The sequence below is a fragment of the Caballeronia sp. NK8 genome (assembly GCF_018408855.1).
Taxonomy (GTDB): Bacteria; Pseudomonadota; Gammaproteobacteria; order Burkholderiales; family Burkholderiaceae; genus Caballeronia.
The window spans coordinates 2,557,504-2,569,532 of record NZ_AP024322.1; the positions used below are offsets into that span (position 1 = coordinate 2,557,504).

Below are 12,029 nucleotides of genomic sequence, written 5' to 3' on the forward strand. Positions count from 1 at the left end.
GGGTTAGACGCCATGCACCAGACTCGTTCGAGCCGGTTCCTGCAAAGCCAGTCAATGCATCGGCTCCACTTCGACGAGGCAATCGTAAAACGTCGCCGATCGTCCGAGATCGGTCAATGCCTGGCTCGTCACCTGATTGGCGTTGCAGCCATCCGGCGACAGCTTCTTCCACCAGATCGACAAACCGACGACGACGCCCTCACGTGCGCGCTCCGTCACGCGCGCGCGGGCTTGCATCGAACCGCGATCGTTGAAGATTCGCACCAGCACGCCGTCGGCGATGCCGCGCGATTTCGCGTCGGAAGGATGAATGTCCAGATGCGGCTCGCGCTCCGCCGCGCGCAGGCTTTCGATGTTCACGAAACTGCTGTTCAGAAAGTTGCGCGCGGGCGGAGAGATCATCGCGAGCGGATAACGTGCAGCCAGTTCCGGCGAGCCATCCGCGGATTCGTACGGCGGCAGGTAGTCCGGCAGCGGATCGAGGCCTTCGCTTTTCAGACGCTCGCTGTAGAACTCGCACTTGCCCGACGGCGTCCGGAACGCGCCCTCTGCAAGCGGCGCCTCGTCAATATCGAGCTCCAGCCAGCCCGACGCTTTCAACGTGTCCCAGCTCTGGCCGTCCAGCGTGCGATCGTCCCAGCGAAATGCCTTCGATGCAAGCTGCTCGTCGGTTTCGAAAAGCGCCGGTTCGTCGAGGCCCATGGCGCGCGCGAGGCCGCGGAAGATTTCCGTGTTCGGGCGCGCCTCACCGACAGGTTGAATCGCCGGCAGGTTCGCCATCACGTGCGTGTGTCCGTAGGACTTGTGGACATCGAGATGTTCGAGCTGCGTGGTCGCGGGGAAAATCAGGTCGGCGTAGTCGGCGGTATCGGTCTGGAAATGTTCCAGCACGATCGTGAACAGGTCCTCGCGCGCGAAACCCGCCTCGACCTTCGCCGAATCGGGCGCGACCGCGACCGGGTTCGAGTTGTAGACGATCAAAGCTTCGATTTTCGGCCCGAAGGTTTCGTCGCCCTGATGCAGCAGCGCGTCGCCGATCGCGTTCATGTTGATCGCGCGCGGCATCTTCGACGGCCAGTCGGGCAGCAAGTCGGGACGCTCGAGCGCGCTGCCGTCGATCGGCGCCCATCCGGACGACGACAGCAGCAAGCCGCCTGCGCGTTCGCGCCACGCCCCTGTCAGTGACGGTAGCGAGGCGATCGCCCGGACCGCGTTGCCGCCGCCGCGCACGCGCTGCATGCCGTAGTTGAGACGGATTGCGGCCTTCTTCGTCGATCCGAACGCACGCGCAAGTTCGACGATCACGTTCTCATCGATGCCGCAGATTTGCGCCACGCGCGACGGCGGATACTGCGCGGCGCGCGCCGCGAGCTCGTCGAAGCCTACGGTATGCGCGCTCACGTAATCGTGATCGATGAAATTCTCGCGGATGAGAACGTCGATCATGCCGAGCGCCAGCGCCGCATCCGTGCCCGGTCGCAGCGCGATATGCTGATGGCATTTTTCCGCCGTGAGCGACTTGTAGGGATCGATCGCGATGAGCTTCGCGCCGCGTCGCTTGGCTTCCTGCGCGCGGGTCCAGAAATGCAGGCTGGAGGCGATCGGGTTCGCGCCCCAGATCAAAATCAGTTCGCTCTCTTCGTAATACTCCGCGTGCATGCCGATGCTCGCGCCATAGGTGTAGCGCAATCCGGCCGCGCCCGCCGCGGCGCAAATGGTGCGCTCCAGTCGCGATGCTCCGAGTACGTTGAAAAACCGCGCGGCGATGCTTTCGCCTTGCACCAGACCCATCGTGCCCGCATAGCTATACGGGACGATGGCTTCGGGCGCGCGCCGAGCAATCGGACCGAGGCGTTCGGCGGCGAGCTGTAACGCTGCGTCCCAGCCGATCGGCTCGAATCGACCCTCGCCCTTCTTGCCGACGCGGCGCAACGGCGTCAGCAGTCGATCCTTGTGATGCGTGCGCTCGGCGTATCGGGTGACCTTCGTGCACAGCACGCCCTGTGTCGGCGGATGATCAGGGTCGCCGCTGATTTTCACCGCTTTGCCGTCCTTTACGGTGACGCGCATCGCGCAAGTATCGGGGCAATCGTGCGGGCATACGGCTCGGGCAAACTCGGCTGGAGCGTTCATCGGAAAGTCCGGTAATTCGAAACAAAAAGCGGCAGATGACGGGATTCTATTACGGACGCTATGCGATCGACCGTCCGGTGGAGCAAATAGTGGCGGCGTAGAATGAATGCATCAGGCGCGGTCAATACGCGCGATCCGAATTCAAACGTGAGAACGGTTCAAATGAATCTGATCCCAGAAATCGAAGCATCACACGACGAAATCAAAACGCTCCGACGAACGATCCATGCTCACCCCGAGTTGCGCTATGAGGAGGTGGGCACGGCAAAAATCGTCGCCGAGAGCCTCGAACGATGGGGAATCGAAGTGCATCGGGGATTGGGCAAGACGGGTGTCGTCGGAGTGTTGAAACGGGGTTCTGGCAGTGCATCGATAGGGCTGCGCGCGGACATGGACGCGCTACCCATACAGGAATTGAATACGTTCGGCCATAAGTCGATGAACGACGGCCGCATGCATGCTTGCGGACACGACGGCCATACCGCGATGCTGCTCGGCGCGGCAAAGCATCTGGCCGCGCACGGCAAGTTCGACGGGACGATCGTTTTCATCTTTCAGCCCGCGGAAGAAGGTGGCGCGGGCGCAAGGGCCATGATCAAGGACGGTCTTTTCGAGCGCTTTCCAGTCGATGCCGTGTTCGGCATTCACAACTGGCCCGGTATGCCGGCCGGTCATTTCGGCGTGACCGAAGGGCCGATCATGGCCTCAAGCAACGAGTTTCGCATCACGGTTCGCGGAACCGGTTCGCACGCCGCCTTGCCTCATAACGGGCGCGATCCGATCTTTACCGCGATCCAGATTGCGAACGGACTTCAAAGCATCATCACGCGAAACAAGAAGCCGATCGATACCGCGGTTCTTTCCATTACGCAGATTCACGCGGGGGAAGCGGCGAATGTATCGCCCGATCAGGCCTGGCTCGGCGGGACCGTACGCACCTTCACGGTGGCGACGCTCGATCTGATCGAAGCGCGCATGCGCAAGATCGTCGAAGCGACGGCAGCCGCCTATGACTGCGAAGTGGAGTTGCGCTTCCACAGAAACTACCCACCGACGATCAATGCGCCCGAGGAGGCGAAATTCGCGGCGGAAGTAATGGCGGAAGTCGTCGGAAAAGATAAGGTCGATAGCACCGTCGAACCGACGATGGGGGCCGAGGACTTCTCGTTCATGCTCATCGAAAAGCCCGGATGCTATGCGTTCCTGGGTAATGGCGACGGAGGGCATCGCGAGCACGGGCATGGCACGGGTCCGTGCATGCTGCATAACGCCAGCTACGATTTCAACGATGACTTACTGTCGATCGGGGCGTCGTATTGGGTACGTCTGGCCGAGCGATTCATGATGCGCGGATAATCTTAGCGGCGAACGCTGCCGCTTCGTTCGAAGCTATACGCTTTGCAGCGCCGCCGGAAACGCAAAAACCCCACCTTTTTGGGGTGGGGTTTTTGTTTTCGGCATGAGGAGCCTGACGATTACCTACTTTCACACGGGAACCCGCACTATCATCGGCGTGGAGTCGTTTCACGGTCCTGTTCGGGATGGGAAGGGGTGGGACCGACTCGCTATGGTCATCAGGCATGACTTGTTGTTGAGCGCCTGTGGGCGCACAACCAATCCGGGAAGAAGCGGTAAAGAATTCGGGTGGCGATTGTCGCACACGCTGTACTCGCCAGTGCGGGCTCCTGAGGAGGCACAAACACACTGGTTATAGGATCAAGCCTTACGGGCAATTAGTATCAGTTAGCTCAATGCATTACTGCACTTACACACCTGACCTATCAACGTCCTGGTCTAGAACGACCCTTCAAGGGGCTCGAAGCCCCGGGGATATCTCATCTTAAGGCGAGTTTCCCGCTTAGATGCTTTCAGCGGTTATCTCTTCCGAACATAGCTACCCGGCGATGCCACTGGCGTGACAACCGGTACACCAGAGGTTCGTCCACTCCGGTCCTCTCGTACTAGGAGCAGCCCCCTTCAAATATCCAACGCCCACGGCAGATAGGGACCAAACTGTCTCACGACGTTTTAAACCCAGCTCACGTACCTCTTTAAATGGCGAACAGCCATACCCTTGGGACCGGCTACAGCCCCAGGATGAGATGAGCCGACATCGAGGTGCCAAACACCGCCGTCGATATGAACTCTTGGGCGGTATCAGCCTGTTATCCCCAGAGTACCTTTTATCCGTTGAGCGATGGCCCTTCCATACAGAACCACCGGATCACTATGACCTGCTTTCGCACCTGCTCGACTTGTCGGTCTCGCAGTTAAGCACGCTTATGCCATTGCACTATCAGCACGATTTCCGACCGTACCTAGCGTACCTTCGTACTCCTCCGTTACACTTTGGGAGGAGACCGCCCCAGTCAAACTGCCTACCATGCACTGTCCCCGATCCAGATCATGGACCAAGGTTAGAACCTCAAACAAACCAGGGTGGTATTTCAAGGACGGCTCCACGCAAACTAGCGTTCACGCTTCATAGCCTCCCACCTATCCTACACAGATCGGTTCAAAGTCCAATGCAAAGCTACAGTAAAGGTTCATGGGGTCTTTCCGTCTAGCCGCGGGGAGATTGCATCATCACAAACACTTCAACTTCGCTGAGTCTCGGGAGGAGACAGTGTGGCCATCGTTACGCCATTCGTGCAGGTCGGAACTTACCCGACAAGGAATTTCGCTACCTTAGGACCGTTATAGTTACGGCCGCCGTTTACCGGGACTTCAATCAAGAGCTTGCACCCCATCATTTAATCTTCCGGCACCGGGCAGGCGTCACACCCTATACGTCCACTTTCGTGTTTGCAGAGTGCTGTGTTTTTATTAAACAGTCGCAGCCACCAGTTTATTGCAACCCTTTCACCCTTCTGGCGCAGGCCAGTCAAGCTACAAGGGCGTACCTTATCCCGAAGTTACGGTACCAATTTGCCGAGTTCCTTCTCCCGAGTTCTCTCAAGCGCCTTAGAATACTCATCTCGCCCACCTGTGTCGGTTTGCGGTACGGTCACTATTAGACTGAAGCTTAGAGGCTTTTCTTGGAACCACTTCCAATTGCTTCGCTTCCGAAGAAGCTCGCGCCACACCCTTGAATTACGTGCCCGGATTTGCCTAAGCACCTTCTCCAATGCAGCGACCGGGACGTCCAACACCCGGACAACCTTCCGCGATCCGTCCCCCCATCGCATCTAACAATGGTGCAGGAATATTGACCTGCTTCCCATCAGCTACGCATTTCTGCCTCGCCTTAGGGGCCGACTCACCCTACGCCGATGAACGTTGCGTAGGAAACCTTGGGCTTACGGCGAGGGGGCTTTTCACCCCCTTTATCGCTACTCATGTCAGCATTCGCACTTCCGATACCTCCAGCATGCCTTTCGACACACCTTCGCAGGCTTACGGAACGCTCTCCTACCACACACGTATCTTTCAACGTGTATCCGCAGCTTCGGTGACTGGCTTGAGCCCCGTTACATCTTCCGCGCAGGACGACTCGATCAGTGAGCTATTACGCTTTCTTTAAAGGGTGGCTGCTTCTAAGCCAACCTCCTGACTGTTTTAGCCTTCCCACTTCGTTTCCCACTTAGCCAATCTTTGGGACCTTAGCTGGCGGTCTGGGTTGTTTCCCTCTTGACACCGGACGTTAGCACCCGATGTCTGTCTCCCGTGATTGCACTCTTCGGTATTCGGAGTTTGCTATGGCGTAGTAATCCGCAATGGACCCCACAACCATGACAGTGCTCTACCCCCGAAGGTGATACACGAGGCACTACCTAAATAGTTTTCGGAGAGAACCAGCTATTTCCAAGTTTGTTTAGCCTTTCACCCCTATCCACAGCTCATCCCCTAACTTTTCAACGTTAGTGGGTTCGGTCCTCCAGTACGTGTTACCGCACCTTCAACCTGGCCATGGATAGATCACTTGGTTTCGGGTCTACGCCCAGCAACTGATCGCCCTATTCGGACTCGCTTTCGCTACGCCTGCCTTAATCAGTTAAGCTCGCTACTGAACGTAAGTCGCTGACCCATTATACAAAAGGTACGCCGTCACCCGTTTCCAGGCTCCGACTGTTTGTATGCATGCGGTTTCAGGATCTATTTCACTCCCCTCCCGGGGTTCTTTTCGCCTTTCCCTCACGGTACTGGTTCACTATCGGTCGATCACGAGTATTTAGCCTTGGAGGATGGTCCCCCCATCTTCAGACAGGATTTCACGTGTCCCGCCCTACTTGTCGTACACCTAGTTCTTTCAACCTATTTTCGCCTACAGGGCTATCACCTGCTAGGGCCGCACTTTCCAGAGCGTTCGGCTAATAAGTCAAATAAAGAGTACAGGCTGATCCCATTTCGCTCGCCACTACTTTGGGAATCTCGGTTGATTTCTTTTCCTGCGGTTACTTAGATGTTTCAGTTCACCGCGTTCGCTTCGCTAGACCTATGTATTCAGTCTAGGATGACCCATACGGGCCGGGTTTCCCCATTCGGACATCTACGGATCAAAGCTCGTTTGCCAGCTCCCCGTAGCTTTTCGCAGGCTACCGCGTCCTTCATCGCCTGTGATCGCCAAGGCATCCACCACATGCACTTGTTCGCTTGACCCTATAACGAGTGTGTCTGCTTGCGCTTGTCACGTCCCGTTACAGGCTGAGTATTCGCGTTGTGCCGTATTCCAAAGCGATCTCTCGATCACCTTTTCATACTTGATACAATCACTACCCTTAAATCTCTACTCACACCCATCTCTAAGTGCTTTCGCGATTCTCTTTACTACTTCTTCCAGATTGTTAAAGAACGTTTAGCCGATCGGGTCACTTCACTACCCAACAGCATCAACTGGCTATAGTCGCCAATGCTTAAGGTTCGCTGCCGTTTTAGCAGAACCCTAAGCATTGAGGACTTGGTGGAGGATGACGGGATCGAACCGACGACCCCCTGCTTGCAAAGCAGGTGCTCTCCCAGCTGAGCTAATCCCCCTTCCGTGGCCTGACTACGAGTTGCCTCTCATCAGCACGCCTCTCTCGGGTGGTGGGTCTGGTTGGATTCGAACCAACGACCCCCGCCTTATCAAGACGGTGCTCTAACCGACTGAGCTACAGACCCTTAGCCTGTCTTTCTTACAGCCGATAAGCGTGAGCGCTTAATGTTGAAGTGCGAAGCTCGAGAAAGGAGGTGATCCAGCCGCACCTTCCGATACGGCTACCTTGTTACGACTTCACCCCAGTCATGAATCCCACCGTGGTAAGCGCCCTCCTTGCGGTTAGGCTACCTACTTCTGGTGAAACCCACTCCCATGGTGTGACGGGCGGTGTGTACAAGACCCGGGAACGTATTCACCGCGGCATGCTGATCCGCGATTACTAGCGATTCCAGCTTCACGCAGTCGAGTTGCAGACTGCGATCCGGACTACGATCGGTTTTCTGGGATTGGCTCCACCTCGCGGCTTGGCAACCCTCTGTTCCGACCATTGTATGACGTGTGAAGCCCTACCCATAAGGGCCATGAGGACTTGACGTCATCCCCACCTTCCTCCGGTTTGTCACCGGCAGTCTCCTTAGAGTGCTCTTGCGTAGCAACTAAGGACAAGGGTTGCGCTCGTTGCGGGACTTAACCCAACATCTCACGACACGAGCTGACGACAGCCATGCAGCACCTGTGCGCCGGTTCTCTTTCGAGCACTCCCACCTCTCAGCGGGATTCCGACCATGTCAAGGGTAGGTAAGGTTTTTCGCGTTGCATCGAATTAATCCACATCATCCACCGCTTGTGCGGGTCCCCGTCAATTCCTTTGAGTTTTAATCTTGCGACCGTACTCCCCAGGCGGTCAACTTCACGCGTTAGCTACGTTACTAAGGAAATGAATCCCCAACAACTAGTTGACATCGTTTAGGGCGTGGACTACCAGGGTATCTAATCCTGTTTGCTCCCCACGCTTTCGTGCATGAGCGTCAGTGTTGGCCCAGGGGGCTGCCTTCGCCATCGGTATTCCTCCACATCTCTACGCATTTCACTGCTACACGTGGAATTCTACCCCCCTCTGCCACACTCAAAGCCTGCCAGTCACCAATGCAGTTCCCAGGTTAAGCCCGGGGATTTCACATCGGTCTTAACAGACCGCCTGCGCACGCTTTACGCCCAGTAATTCCGATTAACGCTCGCACCCTACGTATTACCGCGGCTGCTGGCACGTAGTTAGCCGGTGCTTATTCTTCCGGTACCGTCATCCCACCACCATATTAGGGCGATGGTTTTCTTTCCGGACAAAAGTGCTTTACAACCCGAAGGCCTTCTTCACACACGCGGCATTGCTGGATCAGGGTTGCCCCCATTGTCCAAAATTCCCCACTGCTGCCTCCCGTAGGAGTCTGGGCCGTGTCTCAGTCCCAGTGTGGCTGGTCGTCCTCTCAGACCAGCTACAGATCGTCGCCTTGGTAGGCCTTTACCCCACCAACTAGCTAATCTGCCATCGGCCGCCCCTATAGCGCGAGGTCCGAAGATCCCCCGCTTTCTTCCGTAGATCGTATGCGGTATTAATCCGGCTTTCGCCGGGCTATCCCCCACTACAGGACACGTTCCGATGTATTACTCACCCGTTCGCCACTCGCCACCAGGGTTGCCCCCGTGCTGCCGTTCGACTTGCATGTGTAAGGCATGCCGCCAGCGTTCAATCTGAGCCAGGATCAAACTCTTCAGTTCAAACCTGTTACTGTTTTTCGGTTCCGTTAAGAACCGGTCGCTCACTCAACGTACTGACGATGATTAATCATCCTAAGATGAAAAACCTTCCTCTGATACTTCGTGTGAGACTCTTGATACTTTTGCTATTGCCTCAGCCCCGAAAGACTGAAACCGCACTCGCTATCAAGCGCCCACACTTATCGGCTGTTAGTTTTTAAAGAGCACATCGCAAGAATCACATCAACTTCTGTCTTGCGTCGCTGCATCAGCAGCAGAGAAACGAGATTATGAACAACGTTTCGGTTTCTGTCAACAAGAACTTCGAACTTCTTTTCTCGCCGACCGCACCGGGAACCGCCTCATCCCGCCTCCTTCGCGTTCATCGAATCGCGAAGGAACGGAATTCTAGTCAGCGGCCTCAAGAAGCGCAAGCGCTTTCTCGAATAAGACTCACTGATGCTTGAAGACCGGCTTGCGCTTCTCCACGAACGCCGCCATTCCCTCCTTCTGATCCTCCGTGGCAAACAGCGAATGGAACAGCCGTCGCTCGAAATGCACGCCCTCCGCGAGCGTCGTCTCGTACGCGCGATTGACCGCCTCCTTGGCCATCATTACGGCCGGCAGCGAGAATCCAGCGATGATCGTCGCAGCTTCGACGGCCTCATCCAGGAGACGGTCCGCCCCGACGACACGCGACACCAGCCCCGCGCGCTCCGCCTCATTCGCATCCATCATGCGCGCGGTTAGGCACATGTCCATCGCCTTGGCCTTCGAAACGGCGCGCGGCAAGCGCTGCGTGCCGCCCGCGCCCGGAATGACGCCAAGCTTGATCTCGGGTTGGCCGAATCTGGCCGTATCGGCGGCGATGACGATGTCGCACATCATCGCGAGTTCACAACCGCCGCCGAGCGCGAAGCCCGCGACCGCTGCGATGACCGGCTTGCGAATCGTGCGGATCGCTTCCCAGTTGCGCGTGATGTAGTCGCCCTTGTAGACATCCATATAGGAATAGCTCGCCATCATGCCGATGTCCGCACCCGCGGCGAACGCCTTCTCGCTGCCGGTCAGCACGATTGCGCCGATGTCGTCGTCGGCGTCGAACGCCTTTAGCGCGGCGCCCAACTCGTCCATCAGCGCATCGTTCAGCGCGTTGAGCGCCTTGGGACGGTTGAGCGTGATGAGTCCAACCCGACCACGCGTCTCAACCAGCAGATTCTCATAAGCCATTCGCTCCTCCCTTTCCTATCCTCAGGTAAGCCCTAATGAAAAGACGTCGTCAACAGTATCTCGATAATGCTACCATTACCAACCAACCGGTCGGTTAATTATTCGATCTGGCACCTTTCCTCGTTCTCTTTCTCGCGACCATGACACATCCGCTATTCACGAAGCACGAAGCGACGCTCGATAAAGCGCTCGCAGCCATCGAAACGCGCGGCTACTGGAGCCCGTTCGTCGAAATGCCGAGCCCCAAAGTGTACGGGGAAACGGCCAGCGCCGACGGCGAAGCCGCCTTCAAAGCGCATTTCGGCAAGACATTCGAACTCGACCAGCCTTCCACCGGCGAGACGGTCGGGAAGGAACGCTCGCCGTTCGGCGTCGCGCTCGACATCCGCTATCCGAAGTCCGATCCCGACGCGCTCATTCAAGCCGCCGCTCACGCGCAAGCCGGCTGGCGCGCCGCCGGACCGCGGGCGTGGGTCGGCGTGAGCATGGAGATTCTTTCGCGTCTGAATCGCGCCAGTTTCGAGATTGCGTACAGCGTGATGCATACGACCGGCCAGGCCTTCATGATGGCGTTCCAGGCCGGCGGCCCACACGCGCAGGACCGCGCGCTCGAAGCGGTGGTCTACGCGTGGGACCAGTTGCGCCGCATTCCCGCCGAAGCCCACTGGGAAAAGCCGCAGGGCAAGAACCCGCCACTTGCGATGCAAAAGCGCTTTGCCGTTGTCCCGCGCGGCACCGGGCTCGTACTCGGCTGCTGCACGTTCCCGACCTGGAATGGCTATCCCGGCATGTTCGCCGATCTCGCGACCGGCAATTCCGTTATCGTCAAGCCGCACCCGGGCGCGATCCTGCCGCTCGCGATCACGGTGCGTATCGCGCGTGACGTGCTCCGCGAAGCGGGCTTCGATCCGAACCTCGTCACCCTGCTCGCCACCGAGCCGAACGATGGCGCGCTCGTACAGGAACTGGCCGTGCGCCCCGAAATCAAGCTGATCGACTTCACGGGCAGCACGCAAAACGGCACCTGGCTCGAACGCAACGCGCACCAGGCGCAGGTGTACACCGAGAAGGCGGGCGTGAATCAGATCGTCATCGATTCCGTGGACGACATGAAAGCCGCAGCGCGCAACATCGCCTTCTCTCTTGCCCTCTACTCGGGCCAGATGTGCACGGCGCCGCAGAACATCTACGTGCCGCGCGATGGCATCCGCACCGCCGACGGACAACTGAGTTTCGACGACGTCGCCAAAGCGCTCGCAGGCGCAGTCGAGAGACTGGCGTCCGATCCGGCACGCGCCGTCGAACTCACCGGTGCGATCCAGAATGAAGGCGTCGTGGAGCGTGTCGCCGAAGCGCGCAAGCTCGGCGACGTCCTGCTCGACAGCCAATCGCTCACGCACCCCGCCTTTCCGGACGCGCGAGTGCACACTCCGCTCATGCTCAAGCTCGACGCGCGCACCGACGAAGCCAAGTTCACCAAGGAATGGTTCGGGCCGATTTCGTTCATCGTCGCGACGGACTCGACCGCGCATTCGCTCGAACTGGCCGCCTCGATCGCACGCACGCACGGCGCGTTGACGTTGTCGGTCTACAGCACCGACGACAAGGTGATCGACGCCGCGCACGAAGCAGCCATCGAAGGCGGCGTCGCGCTTTCGATCAACCTCACGGGCGGCGTGTTCGTCAATCAGACTGCCGCATTCTCGGACTTTCACGGCACGGGCGCGAACCCGGCGGCCAACGCCGCGCTTTCGGACGCCGCGTTCGTCGCGAATCGTTTCCGTGTAGTGCAGAGCCGGGTCCATGTTGCGCCGAAGGCCGCCCCGGCGGAAGCCGGCCAAACGGCATAAGCCGATCTGCACAAAGGTGCGAAGGCCGAATCGCCGTGCAAACGGCCTATAACATTCGGCCTAATGGAAAGCCATCGGTCGCGCGGCTAGTATCGGAACCAAGGGAAAACCGGTCCGCGACAGCCGCTGCGACCGCGCTTCGG

Annotated in this window: 4 protein-coding genes, 2 tRNA genes and 3 rRNA genes; 2 read left to right on the forward strand and 7 right to left on the reverse strand. The window is 58.1% G+C overall.

Translation table 11 applies throughout. The annotated features are described in order from the left end of the window. Positions 1 to 51 precede the first annotated feature (51 nt). Positions 52 to 2,133, reverse strand: coding sequence for a molybdopterin-dependent oxidoreductase (locus NK8_RS12165; protein WP_213226495.1), 2,082 nt, complete (start codon positions 2,131 to 2,133; stop codon positions 52 to 54). Positions 2,134 to 2,295: 162 nt separating this feature from the next. On the opposite strand from NK8_RS12165, the gene NK8_RS12170 reads away from it, so the two are divergent. Then, positions 2,296 to 3,489 carry a M20 aminoacylase family protein gene (locus NK8_RS12170; protein ID WP_213226496.1) on the forward strand — a complete coding sequence of 398 codons (1,194 nt, stop codon included), beginning with the start codon at positions 2,296 to 2,298 and terminating at the stop codon, positions 3,487 to 3,489. A gap of 110 nt (positions 3,490 to 3,599) precedes the next feature. Here NK8_RS12170 and rrf read toward each other — a convergent pair. From rrf to NK8_RS12200, 6 genes are all read right to left on the reverse strand, one after another. Further along, positions 3,600 to 3,712, reverse strand: a 5S ribosomal RNA gene (rrf, locus tag NK8_RS12175). Between the two features lie 133 nt (positions 3,713 to 3,845). Beyond that, positions 3,846 to 6,732: ribosomal RNA gene (locus NK8_RS12180) — 23S ribosomal RNA — on the reverse strand. A gap of 299 nt (positions 6,733 to 7,031) precedes the next feature. Continuing rightward, positions 7,032 to 7,107 (reverse strand) — tRNA-Ala (locus NK8_RS12185). A 49-nt stretch (positions 7,108 to 7,156) separates the two neighbouring features. After that, positions 7,157 to 7,233 (reverse strand) — tRNA-Ile (locus NK8_RS12190). Between the two features lie 62 nt (positions 7,234 to 7,295). Then, positions 7,296 to 8,827 (reverse strand): 16S ribosomal RNA (locus NK8_RS12195). The 16S, 23S and 5S rRNA genes sit together here with 2 tRNA genes alongside, the layout of an rRNA operon. 432 nt (positions 8,828 to 9,259) lie before the next feature. Next, positions 9,260 to 10,036: an enoyl-CoA hydratase gene (locus NK8_RS12200; protein ID WP_213226497.1), complete on the reverse strand. Its 777-nt coding sequence runs from the start codon at positions 10,034 to 10,036 to the stop codon at positions 9,260 to 9,262. A gap of 140 nt (positions 10,037 to 10,176) precedes the next feature. Between NK8_RS12200 and paaN the strand changes: the two genes are divergently transcribed. Further along, positions 10,177 to 11,886, forward strand: coding sequence for a phenylacetic acid degradation protein PaaN (gene paaN / locus NK8_RS12205; protein WP_213226498.1), 1,710 nt, complete (start codon positions 10,177 to 10,179; stop codon positions 11,884 to 11,886). Positions 11,887 to 12,029 lie beyond the last annotated feature (143 nt).